A 19,861-nucleotide genomic window follows, 5' to 3' on the forward strand; every position below is an offset into this window, starting at 1 on the left:
ATGTACTTTTTTACTGGATATATTAAAACTTAATCTATTAATAGTTAAAAAGTGCCTGCCAAATTATACCAAATCCTCAATTATCCTGTGAATCACAATTTTTCAATTCTGAAAATAGAATGGTATAGGGAAAATAAGTTAGATTGAGCATTGATGCGGCCAGAAAAAGCATTACCACATGAAAGTCAACTTTAAATAAATCGGATTGATAAGACCCATCATATTGTCTGTTTTACTTTCACTTATGATTTCTGTGAGCAATGATTGCAACGGACAAAGCCAGCCTGATAATCAAAAACGAATAATCGGGACCAATACGGCTGATACGCTGCGATCTGATTCCACGAAATATGTCGAGTTTGCTCCCCTGGATATCGCACAAGACCGCGGATTGTACATTGTTACACCGGATGGCAAGATGCAGCTGCGAATTCTTGGCTCTGTCCGGTATCTTGTTGGCTTCGATAACATCAGACTTTCAGATAAAAATTCGCTTAACACGTATGAAATTCCAACAGGTGAGCGCAATGTGCCCATCCCAAATTATTCAAACGGACTGGAACAGACCAGGCTTGGATTTGAGGTCACAAGGAAAACAGAAAGAGGAGACATTTTTATTCGTCTTGAAACAGATTTTGCCGGTGCGGATGGATTCATGATACGTCATGCGTATGGACAGTACCGAAAATTTTTATTTGGTCAAACCTGGAGTTTATTTTCCCACCTCAATGCTTCGCCGGCGACAGTAGATTTTTCGGGCCCGACGAGTTCGACGGTTACACGTACACCGCAGCTGAGATATTCAACTCAGGACTTCTTCAAGGGAATCAACCTGGCCATCGGTTTGGAATACATTGTCCCTGATTTTGCACTTCCCGATTCAATAACCTTTGAATCCTTTCAGGTAATTCCTGATTTCACCATCCGCCTGGATAAGTCGTTTGATTGGGGATCCGTTCAGCTTTCCGGAATCATGCCCGTACTTTCCGGCCGCAATGACAGCGGTGACCTGGTCCTGCAGCCTGGGTGGGGAATATCCGGATCTACGGTATTAAATTCCTGGAAGAAGGGTACCTGGTATTTCCAGGGTGTAGCGGGTCAGGCAATTACGAGATATTTTAATGATTTGAACGGCAATGGACTTGACCTGATTTTGTCCCCGGCCGGGCAGGTTCGTGCACCTGTTATAGTCGGGTTCTATGGCACCTATGAACATCACTGGAATTCAGAAGTTTATTCAAATTTCACCTATGGAATACTTCATGTGAAGAAATATGATTTCACCCCCGACGAATCCTATCTGAAAGGCAGATCATTCCGTGCCAACACATTTTGGGATATAGCTGACGGAGCTAAAATAGGAGGTGAAATTGTTTATGGGCAGAGAATCGACGTTTCACATTCGAAAGGGGATGCGTTCAGGGTCAGCCTTCTTTTTTACTATGATTTCTGATCATTTCCAGATATTTTCTGGTTAGTGTATGCCTGGGGTTAACTAACGTTCCACCAATTACGACGCCTCCTATGATCGAAGCAACAAGTACCAAAACGTTGTAAAATTCCTCAAAGCCTTGCATTATGCCTACCTCGCCTCCAATATACAATGCCTGAAGAGCCGATAAACCGGGTACCAGCAGCATTACACAGGGAAGAAGAATGACGATATTTGGCAGTTTAAACCGCATATAGACCCAATGCGCAAATAACATCATCGCTGCGGCACCCATAAATGTACCCTGCCAAAAGCCCATCAGGTTACCAATCTGCATAGCCCCCCAAACTGCCATACCACCAAGAATTACAGCCCACATGGAGCGATGCGCTACATTCATCGTAATTCCTAATCCATAAACTAAAAATACTACGGCAAACCAAAGCCAGACCGGAGGAATGGATGCCTGCGGAGATTGCATGATTACATCGAATCCAAGACTTGCCCCGAAATATGAACCCATTGCATAGCCACCGACCAGTTGGAATGCACTTAGTATCGCCTTCGTCAACCAGATCAAGCCGCTGATTGAATTTTTATTAACGATCTCGCTGGAAGCCATCGTTAAGCTGAAGCCAGGTATCAGCGTTACCAGTGCACCAAAAATTACTACATTCATGTTGAACCCAGGAATCATATTGGCCAGAATAATCGTAACAAGTGTGACTGAAAGGGCTGATAACAGTTCATTAAGAAGTGTAAAAAAATGGTTTTTTACGGCGATCCTGGTTATAACGTATGGAAAAAGAGAAACGAATCCAGCCAGAAACATATCTCTTATACTGCCGCCGATAATCAGACTGAAGCCTGCCCCACATAAAACAAAGGCAAGAGCCACCAGTAAATCCGAATAGCCCGCTCTGGTATCAATCTTACTAATTCTGTGGCGACCTTCGGTAACAGAAATCTTACCTGTGATAACCTCGTCCACTATCTTGTCAACTTCTGCCACAATGGACAAATTGTAATTACCGCTTGGTGAAATAGACATGTAGGTTTGCTGTAAGTCTTTGTTCGCACCCCATACAACCGCCTGAACATAGTCGGGCGTTATAAAAAACTGTCCGTGAAGACCCAATCCGTGGGCAATGCCTTCAAGGGTTATTCTCATCTGTCCGGTAGAAACACTATAATTTTGAAGTATATCGATAACGTCCTCCAGAAAGCGCATCGACTGTACTAAGTCGCTGTTAGGGTTGGCAGTTTGCGGTTCTTGCTTCAAAGAATCTGATGCCATATTCATGTTGCAGTTAAATATATGGCAACCTATCCTCAAATACTTTTATTTCCAAATCGTGTCTCATTTTCAGATGAAGGTCTACAAAAAACAAAATCAATCAGTATATTCAGATCACAAATGATTCATGCCCAAGCAGAATGATTTTATTGTGAATTCACCTTCGACCTGGATAAATAGAATATGAAAGTAACGTATTACCTGGTATTTTTTCTTTTCATTACAAACGGTCTCATTGCTCAGAGAAAAGATAGCAGTGGCACAAAATACACTCCATATGAATTGATGTCGAGTTTCTACAATGACAACTTCAGGCCATTTAAAAAGGGAAATGTGTATTTAGGAGCTGCATTTTCACTTCAGAACAGAAAGCTGACGAATTCGTCAAACATTCTGGTGAATGTCGTCGACGGGGAACGTCTGAATTATGATTTACTTCTTGGGACTGGCTATTTTATCGGAGAATACGGAATGGTGGGATTGGATATTAAATACTACCAAAGTAAATTTCAGGGAGATGTAATACAGCAGCCGGATACGGTGCAGTCCAATACAATCACAAGGGGATTTTCGTTAACCCCGAACTTTCGTACCGCCATCCCCCTTACCCGAAATGAACGGCTTAGTTTTTTTGTGGTGATGGGTGCCACTGTTGGATCAAGTAACTCACTCACCAGGAATATCACAAACCCGGATGTGGTTGATAAAGTATATTCCGAAGACATCAATTTTCGGCTCGGTGTGAGCCCGGGTGTTACCTTTTTTGCCATTGAAAGTTTTGCCTTCGAGATTCAACTTGACTTACTTGGATACGAACTTTCGGTAAGCGACAAACGAACCAACGAAGGCCCGGAGTCACGTGTAATCAATCAAAGTGTAGATTTCAAAATCAATTTGCTTTCACTCCAACTCGGACTTGCCTACTATTTCAATACCAAAAAATAAGACTTCGGGAATAATCATGAAAAAATACATATCCATATTCTTCATTATAGTAGTAGCTTTTGCCTGTGTAGAAGAAGATTTTTTTGGCTTGTCCAGCGCAGCAAATATCACATCCCTGGTAGTGAGCAACCAGGCATCAAATGCTGTAATCAAAAAGAATGATCGGTCTGTCGAACTTGAAATTCCGGCTGGAGTGGATCTTAGCGGTATTACGATACAGGAAATCCAGCTTTCTTCATTTGCTTCATCCGACAAAAGTATTGGTGACATTCTTGATCTGAACGATCCAAACACAATTTCAGTTAGCGCCGAAGACGGGAGCATCGCAGTATGGACGATTACGGCATTTGTTGCATCGGCTACTCCACAGCTCGACAACGGAGATCTTAACCTATGGTATAAAACCGGATCGAATTATTTCGAGCCGGGCAAGGATGCAGCAACTACCATTTGGGGAACCGGAAACCCCGGAACACAAATACTGAATAAACTGGCTACCATACCGGAGGACCTTGGCAACGATAACCTTGCAGCCAAAATGATCACACTCGACAATGGCTCTTTGGCAGGAGCATTCGGAACCCCCATCTCTGCCGGATCCATTTTTACGGGAAAATTCAATTCAGACAAGATCGACCCGTCAAACCCCCAGGCTGCCATTGAATTTGGAACACCTTTCTCCGGCCGGCCAGCTAAGCTGCGTTTCAAATTTCAATACGAAGCGGGTCCGGTGAACAAAGATAAAAACGGCAACGAGCTTAGCTACCCGGATATGTTCGACATCTATGCATTGCTGGAGGTTAGATTTGGGGGCAAAACAGAAAGACTTGCCACAGCATGGTACCGGAATGGTGACCTTCAGCCGGATCTGACAACCATTGAAATCGATTTTACCTATGGAGAACTGGACAGCTCCTTCCCGGATTATATGAGACCCGTTGATCATGGATTTGTAAGTGCAGACTCCGCAGCATTCATACTTCCGACTCACATTACGTTCGTTGCATCCTCCAGCTATGACGGTGCCAACTTTGCCGGGGCGGTTGGGAGCACTTTGATAATTGACGATGTCGAAATGGTTTATGAAGAGTAATGAATTTGCCAACTGAACTGACCCCTTAAGATACCTAATGCCGATGCCATGGAAATCCTGCTAATATCAATTTACGTACTGGTTCTTATCTATACTATCGGCAAAATTCTTCTGGACACACAATCCACATCCAAAACGCTGGCATACATACTTCTGATCATAATAATTCCTTTCCTTGGGATTTTCTTCTACTATGCTTTTGGCATCAACTACCGGCATCAGAGAGCAATCAGTCAGGGAGCCGCAGCAGAAGAGTCATTTGAAAAGGCCTATTCCAGGGAAGTCAGAGATGATACCCAGGCGTTAATCAGGAATCATCATAACGAAATTGCCCATTTCGAACCGCTCGTCCATTTTTTAGAGGGTCTGGGCAAGGAACATCTGAGCAAAAATAAATTTGAACTTCTTGTGAATGGAGAAATCAAATTTCCCGAGGTTCTGGCTTCACTTAAGAAAGCCCGACATTCCATTCATTTGGAATATTATGACTGGGAAAATGATACCCGGGGAAACCAGATCAAGGAAATCCTCCTTCAGAAGGTGAAAGAAGGAGTTGAGGTTCGCGCGTTGTATGATGATTATGCAAGTCGCGGAATCCGCAAGAATATTATCAGGGAACTGAAAAATGGTGGGGTTTCCATCCACCCGAAAATCCGCGTGAAGCTGAATCGCTTCGCGAACCGTATGAATCACCGGGATCACCGTAAAATTATTATCATAGATGGCAAAGTGGGATTTGTAGGTGGAATCAATATCTCCGACCGATATGATAATTCAATTGATACGGGACTATACTGGAGAGACACGCATGTGAAGGTTACGGGTCCACTGGCCGGAAGTCTTCAGCGTCACTTCATTGTAAGTTATAATTCCAGTATTGCAGATAATAAGGATCAGACCGAAATTCTTGATTTTAGAAAAGAATTTTTTCCGGAAGTCGATATTGATTCATCGGAAGGAATTGCTGCTCTCGGACAAATCGTAGCAGGCGGACCAATCTATCCGAAATCAAATATCATGCTATCCTACATGCATATTTTTACCCTGGCAAGGGAGAAACTATATGTTACCAATCCCTACTTTATTCCAAGTGAAAGTATCATGAATTCGTTGATTCAGGCTGCTGTCGCTGGCCTGGATGTTCGCCTGATGGTACCTGAAAAATCAGATTCTGCGACGGTGGGTGCGGCGGCAAGTTTTTACTTTACAGAGCTGCTTAAAGCAGGCGTTCGTATTTTTCTATACAAAAAGGGGTTTGTTCATGCCAAGACTGTCGTTGCCGATTCGAGGCTAAGTGTAATCGGTACGGCCAATATGGATATCAGAAGCTTTGATCTGAATTTCGAGATTATGTCGGTCATTTACGGAAAAGAGTTCGCTAAAAATTTTGAGGAAGTCTTTCACCAGGACCTCACGGAGTGCAGGGAAATAACACTGGATGAATGGCAAAATATCAGCATTTTCAGGCAGCTCAAATATGCCATCGCCCGGTTGGTTTCCTCGTTTTTATAAATCCAGTATGGCTATTCCTTATCGACAGCCCATCCGCCGTACCTACCCCGAAGGGATGGCGTTGGCACGGCACGGGATCGGTAAATAATCCCGGTTGCTAACAATATGCCGTCCCGATGGGACGGGATGACCTATTCATTATTCCCTGGTCCCTATTCCCTATTCCCTATTCCCTATTCCCTATTCCCTATTCCCTATTCCCTATTCCCTACTCCCTACCTGCCTGCCGGCAGGCGGGCTGACTAAAAAAAAGCCGCTCTTTCGGAGCGGCTTTTTTTTAATTAGTGGCTTTGCGTCACCATTTCTTCGATTTGTTTCTGGACTTTACCCAAACTCCAGTCTCCTGCGGTCTGACTCGGTGGATAGTCCTTGAAGGTGGACAGGAAGTTCAAGGCGTAGCCCTGCATCGCAATCAGGATATACGCCCGGTCGATATACCAGTCATAGTAGGTATTTGATCCTACCAGCGCCTTTTCAAACGGATCCCTTCGCAGGTTGAACAGGTAGGGAGCCCTGAGCATAATGAAAGGCTCAAGCCATATCTGAAGTTGGTCTGCACGGTTCACAAGGAACATAGCTTTCCAGTCTTCATACCTTAGGGCCGCGATTTCACCGGCATCCGTTACATAAATGAATCCCTTTCTTGGCGATTCATCGGTCTTGCCCATCAGGTAATCCAGCTGATTTACCCCATCAATCTTATTCTTGTAAGTACGGCCATTGAGCGTTACTCCCTTGGCAAGCTGATCCGCAATATTGGGATTACCCCCTATAGCAGCGAACGTAGGCAGCCAGTCTTCATGGGAAACAATTCCGTTGAGGGTCTCTCCTGCCGGGAATTTACCAGTCCATTTAACGAAGGCGGGAACACGGAAAGCACCTTCCCAGCTGCTGTTCTTTTCTCCATGGAACGGTGTCGTTCCGGCATCAGGCCAGGTGTTGTAGTGCGGTCCATTATCGGTAGAGTACATCACCACGGTATTGTCGGCAATTCCCAGTTCGTCTAGCAAATCCAGCAGCTGACCAACATGCATATCATGTTCTATCATACCATCGGTATACTCATCATTGCCATCATTACGACGGCCTTCCTGTACGTGGGTACGGAAGTGCATGCGTGTGGCATTCCACCAGGTAAAGAACGGCTTTCCATCTGCAACCTGCTTTTTGATGAATTCTTTCGCAGCCGCCAATGTCTCGTCATCGATAGTTTCCATACGCTTCTTTGTAAGAGCTCCTGTATCCTCAATACGCTGACCGCCTTTGCCATCTGCCCAGCTGTGGATTACACCACGCGGACCGTATACTTCTTCAAATTTTTTACCATTGGCCAATACCAATCCGGTAGGATAGTCGAAATTCTCCGGCTCCTCTTCAGCATTCAGGTGATAGAGATTTCCAAAGAACTCGTCGAATCCGTGCATGGTAGGTAAATGCTCATCACGGTCACCCTGGTGGTTCTTTCCGAACTGACCAGTTGTGTAACCAAGACTTTTGAGAACCGTAGCCATGGTAACATCCGTCTTCTGCCAGCCTTCCTTAGCTCCCGGCATACCTACTTTGGTCATACCGGTTCTTACAGGCACGTTGCCGCCAATAAATGCGGCGCGACCGGCAGTACAGCTTTGCTGCGCATAGTAATCAGTGAATCCTACACCTTCACGCGCAATACGGTCGATGTTTGGAGTTTTATATCCCATCATACCACGGTTATTATGGCTGATGTTCCAGGTTCCGATGTCATCGCCCCAGATGACCAGAATATTTGGTTTCTTCTGAGCATGCAGGGAAATTGAAAATAATGTAATGAACAGAACTACCAGTCCGGTTCTAAACTTAGCACTTGTCATAGGGGTGTTTGGGTTTGTTAATTTTTTAATTTTGAAACAGTTAAGTTATCCTTCGGAAATAATTTTTTCAAGAAAGAGTCAATGTATTGTAAATAATAACTGAAAAATATTTCCCGAAGATTCCTAAAATTAACCTAAAAAATAATGAATTCTTGTTCTGTAGTTTTTTTGTTGTCCGGAAAGCGTATCATTTGATAATTCTGAACAAGCCAAGGTATTGAAACACTTACCCATGATAATATTTAAAAAATGAGTGAAGCATTGCAGGCCTCCCTGCCTATTGCCATAGCCCTTGCCCTAAGCCCGGCACCTATTATCGCCATCTTTATACTGCTGATGACACCAAAGGCTGCGATCAACGGCCCCTCGTTTTTGGCAGGATGGTTTGGGGGTATTTACACTGTGGGTGTGATTATGTTTATTCTACCGGGAATGGAAGAGGATCACAGCGATCCTACCCGGCTATCAGGTTACATCAGGGTCGCGCTCGGACTATTCCTGCTCATCGGTGCACTTCGCTACTGGCTCAAACGTCCGAAGCCCGGTGAAACAGTACCAACCCCAAAAATATTTCTGCACATCGACCGCTTCGGGTTCTGGAAATCTTTTTTTACCGGTATCTTATTTTCAGTTGTCAACGTAAAGAATTTTGCATTGAGTGCCGCGGGCGCATCAACGATTGATGAAGTCGCTCAAAATGATCAGGGGATTTATCTGGATCTTGCAGTATTCGCCCTGATTGGCAGCCTGATGATCATCTTGCCAATAGTTGTTTACACCATTGCCGGAAAGAAGATTGAAGGTCGATTCCAGTACTGGAAGCACTGGATGATTCAGAACAACCATCTCCTGCTTATCATTCTTCTTATAGTTTTAGGCGGCGTTCTCATTAAAGGGGGGTTGGAGATTTTGGGGTAGTCTGAAAAGCACAATCCAGATTTATCAGGTTGCTTTTCGCATCCCCATCCGTCATCCCCGCCTTCGCTTATACCCTTCACCAAGGCTTCGGGTATAGAAGAAAGCTATGGCGGACAGGCTGAGCTCGTCTCAGCCTGCCTGCCGGTAGGCAGGGATCCCCTCCTACCTGGATGGATTGCCTTGAAGTCTGCTACCGCAGTACTTCAATCAGTAACACTGTATCCTCTTCACTCGAACAGGCTTACAGGCTTAGTCCGCCGAATCCTCAGTGAAGATGGGCAAAGCCTGTAAGCCTCTGGGGTTTGTTACAATCAAAAGCCTTTCGCTCATTGCATTCGCTCCAGCTTTTTCCATCCCCGTCTGCTGAAGCAAGCTTCACAGCCGGGCATAAAAAAAGCCCTTCTGGCCACGCCAGAAAGGCTTTTGATTGTCGGGGTGGTAGGATTCGAACCTACGACCCCCTGCTCCCAAAGCAGGTACGCTAACCGGACTGCGCTACACCCCGAATAAACCGGTTACTCTAAATATCTGTGATCCCGCCAGGGCTCGAACCTGGAACCTACTGCTTAGAAGGCAGTTGCTCTATCCAGTTGAGCTACGGGACCAATATCTTTTAATCAACTCTTTACCGCATCCCGATTTTAAGTATTTCTCACGATTGCGAGCTTCAATCCTGGTAGGATATTGCTCAACACGAATTAATACCCACGGACGATATGGCTTCGTTGATCTGGTTCTTCCTGAATTATGCTCATTGACTCTTTTGTCAATGTCTTTCGTGATCCCAACATAGTGCCTTCTGTCTTTCAAACTTTGTAGAACATAAACATACATTTACTTAATCTACATCCTTCTACGGACAGTTGAGCCTGCCTGCCGGCAGGCAGGCTACGGGACCAATATCAATGATCAATTTCTTTATAATTATGAGACCCTTTAGCACAAACACCTCTAAAGGCGTCACATCCCATAATCATCCCCAGACCGTTGTCTGGAAATCCTTGCGGACTGCGTCCGCTGAAGCCCAAAAGGGGCGATGCGGAGAGGGGGGGATTCGAACCCCCGGTACGCTTTAACACGCACGACAGTTTAGCAAACTGCTGGTTTCAGCCACTCACCCACCTCTCCGTGAATACGACTGCAATAACACCAGTCCCTGAAAACAGAGTGCAAATATAGTTTAAGTATTTTAACTTCACCAAGCACATCTCCGGTATTTTTTCTAAATTCATTTTATGCTTAAACCATATGTAATCGAAGCCTGTGTGGAAAGCGCAAATCAGGCCGTAGAAGCAGAGAAAAATGGTGCCGATCGGCTCGAACTTTGTTCAGACCTGGCAAATGATGGCCTAACCCCCTCATTCGACCTGGTCCGTGAAGTCCTTTCACTTGTATCAATACCCGTTTTCGTAATGATCCGACCCCGTCCCGGTAACTTCACCTTCACCAAACAAGAAATGCAGCTCATGCATAAAAGCATATTTTTATTTCAAAGCCTTGGTGTACACGGATTCGTAACAGGAATTCTCGATTATCGCATGATGCCGGATATAAATGCTATAAATACCCTCGTCCGAAGCGCCGCACCCCTGCCAGTGACATTCCACAAAGCGATCGACCAGACACCTGATATACTGCAGGCAGCATCACTGCTGCGCCAGCATACAGGCATTTCGGCCATACTTACATCGGGCGGACAGCCAACGGCATGGGAAGGCAGGGAAATGATCCGGCAACTGGTTCGTCGCATGGGCAAGAAAATTCAGATCATCGCTGCAGGTAAAGTCACATCCTCAAATCTTTCTGAAATTCACCGGGTAATCCAGGCTCCCGCCTATCATGGTCGCCGTATTGTTTCCTGAAAATTTCATTTTGTAGTATCTTGGTCGCTTATTAAACATCCTGCTGGCGTTCATGCATACTTTGTCCGTTGTTATTCCCTGCTATAATGAGGCGAAAACCCTTGAATCATGTGTCAAGCGCGTACTCGAACTGAAAAAGGATCTTGAACTCCAAATCATAATTGTTGATGATGCATCCCAGGATAACAGCATTGAAGTTGCCCACGGCATCATAAACAAATACCCCGAATGCGAGCTGTACACACATCCAAAAAACCTTGGCAAAGGCGCTGCACTCCGTACTGGATTTTCACACGCAAAAGGAGATTTCACCGCTATTCAGGACGCCGACCTGGAATATAATCCCATTGAGCTGCGAATGTTGCTCGAACCGCTCATTGATGGCAGGGCTGACGTCGTCTATGGCTCAAGATTCATGTCGGGCCGGCCGCATCGTGTCCTTTATTACTGGCACTCCCTCGGAAATAAGTTCCTCACCATGCTTTCGAACATGTTCACCGATCTGAATCTGACCGATATGGAGACGTGCTACAAGGTGTTCCGCACGGATATAATCAGGAATATTCCCATCGAAGAAAATCGCTTCGGCTTCGAACCGGAGATTACGGCGAAAATTGCTCAGCAGCATTGCCGTATTTACGAACTCGGGATTTCCTACGAGGGAAGAACCTATGAGGAAGGAAAAAAAATTGGCTGGAAAGATGGCTTCCGAACCCTTTATTGTATTTTCAAATACAATGCCCCCAAAGCCCCGCTGCCCGTTCAACTTCTCATCTATCTGGTAATCGGAGGAATTTCAGCTATCGTAAACCTGCTGATATTCATGGCCCTTTATTCTAACGAGGTTTCCATCAACATCGCTGCGCCGGTTGCCTTCATCTCAGCCGCATATATCAATTATCTTATCGCTACGCGCTTTCTGTTTCGCTCCCACGTAAGATGGGGTAAATTCTCACAACTTGCCCTTTACCTGCTGGTAGTGATCCTGGTCGGAACCGCAGATCTATATCTTACCCGATACTTTATTCATGGAGGATTCGCACCGGTATGGTCAAAACTTTTTGCTACAGCCTCGGCTTTTCTGCTCAATTTTCTGAGCAGAAAATATATTATTTTCCCGGAGCGTCACTGATCATTCCAACATCATTTCGTACGATTAATACTGCCGTTTATTGAATAATTATATTAATAGATCAATATTCTTCGGTCCTTTCAAACTTATTCAAATTGTTCACGTTATTCCTCGTAACCCAAGCTATTCATTCGCGCTATGCTCAAACGACTTTTCTGCCTGCTTCCACTGTTAATGTGGATGTCTGCCTCATCGCAGGACCTGAACACCATCCTTGATGCCTTCAATAAAAAGCAGCTTGAACATCCATACTTCAAGATATATGTTTCCCATGATAAGCCGGCCTACGTGGCAGGCGAAACAATTTGGTTTACCGCAATTCTTGTGGATGGCTCATTCCATAAGCTCAATGCACTCACACAAACAATCTATGCCGAATTATTGAATGCCGATGGTAATCCCGTTGAACAGCTGATGCTCAATGCCCCCCTTGGAGCTGCAAGTGGCAGTCTTCAGATTCCTGATTCGGTACCAGAAGGAAATTATACGCTGAGAGCCTACACGAACTACATGCGAAACGGAGCTGAAGAATTCTTTTTCCACAAATCCATTCCGGTATTGAATCCTGATATTCCTGCGTCTCCCCTCTCAACTCTTCAGGAAATCGACCTTCAGTTCTTCCCGGAAGGTGGAACGTTTTTGATCGGGGTAAACAATAAGGTTGCCTTCAAGGCCATCGGCGGCAATGGCAAATCGATCGAGGTGTCCGGAGAAATCATCGATGAAAAAGGAACCGTAGTCACTCCATTTAAATCGGAATACCTTGGCATGGGCCTGATCGAACTGATTCCTGCTCCCGGTAAATCATATAAGGCGATCATCCAGACCCCGCAGCAAATGGAGGTTGATCTTCCCTCTGTCGAGTTTTCCGGGTATTCCCTGCAGGTTACCGATGAGACCGATCATTTCAGCGCGCTGATCTATAGAAATACAACCTCAGAAGCTGGAAAAATCAATATCGTCGCCCAATCCAGGGGCGTGATCTGCTACGCTGCCCAGGGTTCGATAACCAATTCATCAAGGGTGCGAATCCCGAAGCAGAATCTCCCGAACGGAATCACGCAAATCACAGTCTTTGATGAAAATGGTATACCGAAATGTGAACGTCTGATTTTTGTCAACCATGGAAACAGCATGTCCATCAATATTACCACGGATCAATCGTCCTATGGTGAACGTCAAAAAGTTTCAATGGAAATAAAAGCCACTGATCCACTCGCCGATTCTGTTGATGCCATCTTCTCTGTTTCAGTTTATGATAAGCTCAAGGTTCCCAATACAAGTGAATACCCTGTGTCCATAGTTAATTATTTATTGCTCAATTCAGATCTTCACGGGCATATTGAAAACCCCGGATATTACTTTTCGTCGACCGAAGAAACCGTTTCCGCCCATGCCGACCTTCTGATGCGCACACAGGGTTGGCGCCGGTTTACCTGGAAAGAAATGCTGGAAGGTGAACCCTCCGATCAATTTTCACATGAACGGGGAATTCCTATCCGCGGTACTGTTACCCGGGCGTTGAGTAAGAAAGGCGTAGAGGACAGTCAGATTAAAATTCTGAATGTAAATACCGGCGGACTGGCACTTACCGAAGCAGGTGAAAATGGAAGGTTCTTCAATGATGACCTCATTTTCTACGACTCCGCCGAATTAGTGATACAGACAGAAAGCAAGAAAGGCAACAGGTCTGAATATGACCTGACAGTCGACCCGATTTTCCCGAATATTGCCACATCATTTGATCCCGGATCATTCAGTTACTCATCGGATAATCTGATTATTCAGGCTTTGAACCGGCTGAAAATGGAAAGCGGATACACCACAGCAGAAGATGTGATTCTGCTGGATGAAGTTTCGGTAAAAGCCACCAAGATCAGGAATGAAATCTCCCGTATCTATGGCACACCCGACAGAACCATTACGACAGAAAATTTTCCTAAATCCGCAGTTAATATCCTCGATTTAATCCGAGGAAGATTTGCAGGAGTTCTGATTTCCGGAAGCCCGCTTGATCCTACCATCAGTATTCGTGGTGGCGGGGAACCCCTATTCATTTTAGACGGTATACAGGTTCCAAAATCAGCCTTGCTACTCCTTCCTCCCGACCAGGTAGCCTCCATCGACCTGATAAAAGGAAATGAAGCCGCTATTTATGGAAGTAATGGCGCAAACGGTGTGCTGGCATTTTATACAAAACTTGGATACCAGGGTGCCAATACACAGACGCTTGGGATGAATACCAAATGGTACCAGGGCTATCACCTTGCACGCGAGTTCTACAGTCCGCAGTATGATGTCCAGGATGACCGACACAACCTGCCGGATGAACGGACTACCCTATACTGGAACCCGATTGTACGGCCCGACAGCAACGGTAACCTGAACCTTGAATTCTTCACTGCCGATGAATCCTCAACCTATGAAATAATCGTGGAAGGAATAACCTTAGAAGGCAATCCGGGAACCGGATCAACTTCTTTTAATGTTAGTAACTAAGGTGACAAATAAATTGCCCGTTATTCTCTAACTTTCGAAACAATATCTTCTAAGTAGTTGCAACCATGAAAAAGCTTATTTTCCTTCTTCTGCCACTTTTTATTTTTTCCTGCGGAAATAGTTCTGATGAAGAGAACATCTATACAGGCGAAAGTGTCACGTATTCACTGTTCAGTGGTTCCGATGTTGGATCGGCTGGACAGGTGGAATTCAGGGAGCGAACCGATGGGGCAGTCGATGTGATCATAACACTGGACTATTTTACCGGGGGTGGAAAATATCCCGTTCACCTGCATTACGGTGATCTCTCAAATCCAGATGCTCCGCAGGCAACCCTGCTTTCAGATTTCGACGGAAATACCGGTAAAAGTGTAACTACCATTCGGGTTCTCGCCGATGAAACACCGTTCACATATGAAGGCGTTAAAGATTTCAATGGTTCCGTGAAGATCCACCTGGCTAATACAGGTGCAGATTATGATGTGATCATTTCGGCGGGAAATATCGGCTCTAACGAATCCAAGGGCTTTAACCTGGAAAGCATCGCCAACTGCGGACAGGAAGTGGAATTGTAGGCAGTAGTCAGTAGGTAGTAGTCAGTAGTCAGTAGTCAGTAGTTGCTGCACGGAAATGTGTTGACCGTTCTGTTAGGGATATTCGTGCATGATTGAAGATAAAAGCCTGGTAGGCATCAAAGCAAAAGAATTTGCTATTGCGGCGGTGAGAGTTTACAAGAATGAACTTCTGACAAAGAAGGAATTCATTATGTCAAAGCAATTCCTTCGCAGTTCAACGTCTATTGGAGCCAATATTTCAGAAGCAACTGGTTCATATTCACGCAAAGATTTTAGCAATAAAATTTCAATTGCTTACAAAGAAGCACGTGAGTCGTTGTATTGGCTGGATCTCTTACATGAAACTGGTTATATAACCCAAACTGATTTTAAAGCGCTTCAGGAAACTTTGGTGCAAATTAATAAAATGCTATTCGCCATTTTGCGCAGTACCCATTTCGGCAAAGCAGAAAATAAATCCACTACTGACTACTGACTACTGACTACTGACTACTGACTACTGACTACCCCAAAGGGACCCCTTCGGCGCTAATTACATCAAAATCCGCTCGAGGATCTTCTGAGTAATCAAATATGTCGGCTTCACCCCTTCTATGCCCAGGCTACCGGAGGCCAGCGTTTTCCCGGTCTTCAGCGGGTTATCCGACGCATAGTAGGCATACAATACCTCCACTTTCTCGGAAATGCTGCGCCGAATTCGGGCGGCCGACTGAATAGCCTTCTGATAATGTGCGCCCTCCATCTCAAGGCCGACAGCGTTCCAGGTGGATGTCCGGAAATGATTAAGCACATTTCTGTTCTGAAGGGAAGTACCTAGCACGGTAATCATTGTACCCTCAAAAACCTGGAGCCCGTTACCTTCAAAATCACTTTTCTTCAAGACATTATTAAACGGATAATTATCGCCGGTCCCTTCAAAGACATGCGCTGTTGGTATCATAAGATCCCCTTTATCACCTTCCAGGATACCTGCCTTTCCCATAACAGAGACACTTTTTACATCCAGATATGTGAGCGAACCGTCCTTTTCGTAGGGTTTCAGAAGTTCATCCATACATTCATATGCCTGCTCACCGAACGCATAATCCATTACAATGAGTACCGGGGCATTCTTGTCACACCGAAATCCCAGCGGATGTTTATCGAAATCACCCTTGCAAAGATCAAAGATCTGAACCGTCAGATTGGTCCCGCTGTCATCCCTCAGTTCAGTCATACCATGAGCCAATGCATACTTATGAATCCGCTCGCGAAGTGAGGCGTTCCCGGCGTCGTTGGAATCCATCGCCAGTGACTGCAGATCTGTATATTTCTTTTTGGCTGCAGTAAACCCATAGAGCGTATTCATAAAACTGTGAAGATTGGCGCTGATAATATGGATCGGCTTACCGATCAGACCGTCTGCCGCCAGCTGCATCTTAATATTCTGGGCCCAGCGTTCGCCATAGTTATGTTGCCCGACCATTTCCCGAAGCTTCGCGGAAAACGATATTTCACGGTCCTCTCCCTTCTCCTGCTCCAGAATGGCCCGCTTACCAAGCCAGTATGTGATGTGATAGAGGCTGTTGGCGATCTGACTGCCATTAAACTTCTCGATGGCATCCTGAACTTCCCTCACCGTTCGTCCAAGTACATTGCTGAGGTAAACAATGGCGTTTTTATCCTCGATCTCCTCTCCTGCCAATTCAAGCTTTACAACCTCCTCAAGTCGCTTCCAGTCATCGGTAAATGCCCCCTTGGGATCTATGCTTTGGTTTTTAATCTTTTCCGATTCATTGTATAAAAAGGTCAGGTGAGTGAGAATGTCGTAGATATCACTCCGACCCCGTGTGGTTTCAATATACATACGATCTGAATCAATGCGATAACAGTTTCGCCTCCGCTTTGTGGGTATGATCACTTCGTGGCCCGCCTCGGATATGCCCTCCTGTGCCGTGAGTTTTATAAAGCGGCATTCCTCGATTCCGTGCGGTAATCGTTCAAGCACATAGAGCATTCCTTCCAGCTCTACTTTTTCCGGATGATCAATATCGCCATAAATCTCAGGCTTCAGTGTTAAAAGTGACTCTCGTAATGATTTTCCGGATATCCCTGCCGGTTTATAACTCCCGCGGATGAATAAATGCCGCATGTTGATATAAATCCGCTCTATGGCAATCCGGGAGGTATGGGTATCTGATTTGCTTTGTGTCATGAAGTGATCGTTGATGATCAAAGGTAATCAATTATCAGAAAGATTATTACCGGACAAGGCAAGTTCAGATGTTGTTAACATAAGGAATGAACTGTTGATTATTTGATAATTTTTATTTTACTTTGTATTTCAAAGTACTTTCTATGGAAAATTCAAAATATGCAGAAGACCTCCGGGAGATCCGCGAAATGATGTCGCGATCCAGCCGGTTCATTTCACTGAGCGGCCTGTCAGGGATAATTGCCGGCCTGCTGGCGCTGGGGGGTGCATGGCTCGCATACCTCATAATCTACGAACCTATCTCCACCAGCGACTACAGCCGGATCGTACTTACACGCCAAACAGCCCTGGAATTATTGGCGATAGCTGCTACGGTTCTTGTACTCTCGCTGCTTGCCGGCATCTACTTCACCCAACGTGCTGCACGTGCACGCAACGAAAAGATCTGGAATGTAAATTCCCGACGTTTGCTTGTAAACCTGGCGATTCCCCTTATCACAGGAGGAGTCGTGTGCCTGATTTTCCTTTTTAAAGGTATGCTTGTGGTTATAGCTCCGCTCACGCTGGTGTTTTACGGACTCGCCCTGGTGAATGGAAGCAAATACACCCTCGATGAAGTTCGCAGCCTGGGCATTGCAGAAATAATCCTCGGCATCATAGCACTTGCCTTTCCCGGTTATGGCTTGCTCTTCTGGGCCGTCGGTTTTGGAATCCTCCATATTCTGTACGGACTCATTATGAAAAAACGATACGGAGCGTGAAAAATATCCTGAAAGATCTGAATAAGGCCTTTGAGAATAAGGTCCGCCTGGGGATTATGTCGGCACTCACCGTAAATGATCAGCTCGATTTTACGGCGCTCAGGGAACTGCTGGACGTAACAGATGGAAACCTGGCAAGTCACCTTAAATACCTTGAACGTGAAAATTTTGTGGAATACAGGAAAGAATTTCTCGACCGTAAACCGAATACGCGATATTCCATTACACCCTCTGGCAAAGAAGCTTTCGTCAAACATATCGAGGCCATCGAAAAACTATTGAAATAAAAAAATTTACCAATCTACTTTGAAATACAAAGTACTCTTAAACTAAATAATTATGAAAACTGAAGAACAACAACCCAGCATATTCGAAAAGATCAGTACCGGAATTCGGAATTCCATCTCACTGAAGCTCATCCTGATCACTATACTTACCCTGTTGCTGCTCATTCCCATGAGCATGATCAGAGGAATTATTGCTGAAAGAGCAATCAACCGTACTGAAACTGAACTCGAAGTGAGTGATAAGTGGGCAAGACAGCAAACGGTAACCGGACCGATCCTCTCGATCCCTGTCCTCTACCAGCGCGTCGTGAGTGAAGATGAGATTGTTTCCTACACAAAAAACCTCAACATTCTGCCAAACCAGCTGATGATCGATGGAACTGTCTTACCCGAAACACTGAACCGTGGAATTTATGACATCACCGTATATTCCGGAGAGCTAAACATTTCGGGTGATTTTACTCTTGCACGATACAGGATTGATGATGAGAATTTCGCAGAAATTCAATGGGACAATGCCTTCCTCACAATTGGTTTATCCGATCTTCGGGGAATTCGAAAAAGCATCCCCTTTCAATGGAATGGATCACCGGTGGCTATTGAACCAGGATCGAAAATTCAGAATATGATTTCCTCCGGAGTAACGATACCCGTAAGTCTCAACCCCGAACAACTGCGTTATTCATTTACTGGCAGCCTTGATATCCAGGGAAGCGAAAACCTGTCGTTCGTCCCGTTGGGCAATGAGACCCGCGTATCACTGGAATCAAACTGGCCAGACCCCAGCTTCATGGGCAGCTTTCTCCCCGATGAGCGCGAGATCAGTCAGAATGGCTTCACAGCCAATTGGAGCGTGCTGCAGCTCAACCGTAACTATCCGCAAAAATGGTTTGATGATGCTTACGCTTCTGAAATGCATCAATCGTCCTTTGGCGTCAAGCTCTTCAATACCCTCGATGACTACCAGAAATCGACCCGCTCTGCCAAATATGCCGTAATGACACTGGCCCTAACCTTCCTGATATTCTTTCTGACGGAAGTGCTGAATCACAGGAGGATCCATCCGTTTCAGTATACACTGGTCGGTCTTGCCCTCTCTGTATTCTACGTCCTGCTCGTATCCATTTCAGAGCACCTAAACTTCAATATCGCCTACATGATCAGTTCACTGGCCATCATTGCCATGATCACTTTTTATGCATCCTATGTATTCAGGTCCAGAAAAATTACCCTGCTCCTGGCCATGCTGCTGACAGCAATCTATGCTTTTGTATTCGTTACACTCCAGCTGGCAGATTACGCGCTGCTGATCGGAAGCATCGGACTGGCTGCTATCCTGAGCGCGACCATGTTCTATACCCGGAATATCAACTGGTATAAGTTGTCGCTGGGAAGCCAGGGGTAGATTGATGATTATGAATATACCATTTAATACCAGGCAGGTGTAAAAATGGTTATTGGACCCGTGAAGATTATGCGACCCCCGCTAAAGCAGGGGTCGTTC

17 protein-coding genes and 3 tRNA genes are annotated in these 19,861 nt (G+C 45.2%); 13 read left to right on the top strand and 7 right to left on the bottom strand.

From position 1 onward, the window contains the following. Nucleotides 1-205 precede the first annotated feature (205 nt). Nucleotides 206-1,453, top strand: coding sequence for a DcaP family trimeric outer membrane transporter (locus LDX50_RS01230; RefSeq protein ID WP_225696583.1), 1,248 nt, complete (start codon nt 206-208; stop codon nt 1,451-1,453). Here LDX50_RS01230 and LDX50_RS01235 read toward each other — a convergent pair. Next, on the bottom strand, nt 1,425-2,729 hold the full coding sequence (locus LDX50_RS01235) for a threonine/serine exporter family protein (protein ID WP_225696584.1): 1,305 nt from the start codon (nt 2,727-2,729) through the stop codon (nt 1,425-1,427). The genes LDX50_RS01230 and LDX50_RS01235 overlap by 29 nt on opposite strands. Before the next feature lie 183 nt (nt 2,730-2,912). On the opposite strand from LDX50_RS01235, the gene LDX50_RS01240 reads away from it, so the two are divergent. The 3 genes from LDX50_RS01240 to cls are packed head-to-tail and all read left to right on the top strand — an operon-like array spanning nt 2,913 to nt 6,279. Beyond that, complete coding sequence (locus tag LDX50_RS01240) at nt 2,913-3,674, top strand: hypothetical protein (protein ID WP_225696585.1); 762 nt, start codon at nt 2,913-2,915, stop codon at nt 3,672-3,674. Between the two features lie 16 nt (nt 3,675-3,690). Continuing rightward, entirely contained in the window at nt 3,691-4,767 is a 1,077-nt protein-coding gene (locus LDX50_RS01245) for a PCMD domain-containing protein (RefSeq protein ID WP_225696586.1), read from the top strand. Nucleotides 4,768-4,815: 48 nt separating this feature from the next. Next, nucleotides 4,816-6,279, top strand: a complete 1,464-nt coding sequence (gene cls, locus LDX50_RS01250; protein ID WP_225696587.1) for a cardiolipin synthase — start codon at nt 4,816-4,818, stop codon at nt 6,277-6,279. Between the two features lie 281 nt (nt 6,280-6,560). Here cls and LDX50_RS01255 read toward each other — a convergent pair whose 3' ends face one another. After that, a complete protein-coding gene (locus tag LDX50_RS01255) occupies nt 6,561-8,129 on the bottom strand; it encodes an arylsulfatase (protein WP_225696588.1) in 1,569 nt (522 codons plus the stop codon). Between the two features lie 249 nt (nt 8,130-8,378). On the opposite strand from LDX50_RS01255, the gene LDX50_RS01260 reads away from it, so the two are divergent. Continuing rightward, complete coding sequence (locus tag LDX50_RS01260) at nt 8,379-9,047, top strand: GAP family protein (protein ID WP_225696589.1); 669 nt, start codon at nt 8,379-8,381, stop codon at nt 9,045-9,047. A 430-nt stretch (nt 9,048-9,477) separates the two neighbouring features. Here LDX50_RS01260 and LDX50_RS01265 read toward each other — a convergent pair. The 4 genes from LDX50_RS01265 to LDX50_RS01280 all read right to left on the bottom strand — a co-directional run bounded on the left by LDX50_RS01265 (nt 9,478) and on the right by LDX50_RS01280 (nt 10,175). Further along, nucleotides 9,478-9,552: transfer RNA gene (locus LDX50_RS01265), tRNA-Pro, on the bottom strand. A gap of 26 nt (nt 9,553-9,578) precedes the next feature. Beyond that, nucleotides 9,579-9,652 (bottom strand) — tRNA-Arg (locus tag LDX50_RS01270). Continuing rightward, on the bottom strand, nt 9,630-9,881 hold the full coding sequence (locus LDX50_RS01275) for a GIY-YIG nuclease family protein (protein WP_225696590.1): 252 nt from the start codon (nt 9,879-9,881) through the stop codon (nt 9,630-9,632). The genes LDX50_RS01270 and LDX50_RS01275 overlap by 23 nt, the downstream gene beginning before the upstream one ends. A 205-nt stretch (nt 9,882-10,086) precedes the next feature. Beyond that, nucleotides 10,087-10,175 (bottom strand) — tRNA-Ser (locus tag LDX50_RS01280). 107 nt (nt 10,176-10,282) lie between these two features. Between LDX50_RS01280 and LDX50_RS01285 the strand changes: the two genes are divergently transcribed. The 5 genes from LDX50_RS01285 (at nt 10,283) to LDX50_RS01310 (ending at nt 15,590) form a co-directional block, all read left to right on the top strand. Next, on the top strand, nt 10,283-10,909 hold the full coding sequence (locus tag LDX50_RS01285) for a copper homeostasis protein CutC (protein WP_225696591.1): 627 nt from the start codon (nt 10,283-10,285) through the stop codon (nt 10,907-10,909). Between the two features lie 52 nt (nt 10,910-10,961). Continuing rightward, complete coding sequence (locus tag LDX50_RS30970; RefSeq protein ID WP_338029987.1) at nt 10,962-12,041, top strand: glycosyltransferase; 1,080 nt, start codon at nt 10,962-10,964, stop codon at nt 12,039-12,041. A gap of 138 nt (nt 12,042-12,179) precedes the next feature. Next, the gene (locus LDX50_RS01300) at nt 12,180-14,540 is read left to right on the top strand and encodes an MG2 domain-containing protein (protein WP_225696592.1); all 2,361 of its coding nucleotides are present in this window, start codon (nt 12,180-12,182) and stop codon (nt 14,538-14,540) included. A 65-nt stretch (nt 14,541-14,605) separates the two neighbouring features. After that, nucleotides 14,606-15,115 carry a hypothetical protein gene (locus LDX50_RS01305; protein ID WP_225696593.1) on the top strand — a complete coding sequence of 170 codons (510 nt, stop codon included), beginning with the start codon at nt 14,606-14,608 and terminating at the stop codon, nt 15,113-15,115. An 88-nt stretch (nt 15,116-15,203) separates the two neighbouring features. Continuing rightward, entirely contained in the window at nt 15,204-15,590 is a 387-nt protein-coding gene (locus LDX50_RS01310) for a four helix bundle protein (protein WP_225696594.1), read from the top strand. A 57-nt stretch (nt 15,591-15,647) separates the two neighbouring features. Here LDX50_RS01310 and LDX50_RS01315 read toward each other — a convergent pair whose 3' ends face one another. After that, on the bottom strand, nt 15,648-17,309 hold the full coding sequence (locus tag LDX50_RS01315; RefSeq protein WP_225696595.1) for a DUF6909 family protein: 1,662 nt from the start codon (nt 17,307-17,309) through the stop codon (nt 15,648-15,650). 143 nt (nt 17,310-17,452) lie between these two features. On the opposite strand from LDX50_RS01315, the gene LDX50_RS01320 reads away from it, so the two are divergent. Genes LDX50_RS01320 through creD form a run of 3 tightly spaced genes read left to right on the top strand, consistent with a single transcriptional unit; the run spans nt 17,453 to nt 19,762 of the window. Beyond that, nucleotides 17,453-18,070, top strand: coding sequence for a hypothetical protein (locus LDX50_RS01320; RefSeq protein WP_225696596.1), 618 nt, complete (start codon nt 17,453-17,455; stop codon nt 18,068-18,070). Next, nucleotides 18,067-18,357 carry a winged helix-turn-helix domain-containing protein gene (locus LDX50_RS01325; RefSeq protein ID WP_225696597.1) on the top strand — a complete coding sequence of 97 codons (291 nt, stop codon included), beginning with the start codon at nt 18,067-18,069 and terminating at the stop codon, nt 18,355-18,357. Before LDX50_RS01320 ends, LDX50_RS01325 begins: the two co-directional genes overlap by 4 nt. 52 nt (nt 18,358-18,409) lie before the next feature. Then, nucleotides 18,410-19,762 (top strand): cell envelope integrity protein CreD, encoded by a 1,353-nt coding sequence (gene creD / locus LDX50_RS01330; RefSeq protein WP_225696598.1) that lies wholly within the window; start codon nt 18,410-18,412, stop codon nt 19,760-19,762. The last annotated feature ends 99 nt before the right edge of the window (nt 19,763-19,861 follow it).

This window comes from Fulvivirga sedimenti (genome assembly GCF_020328055.1).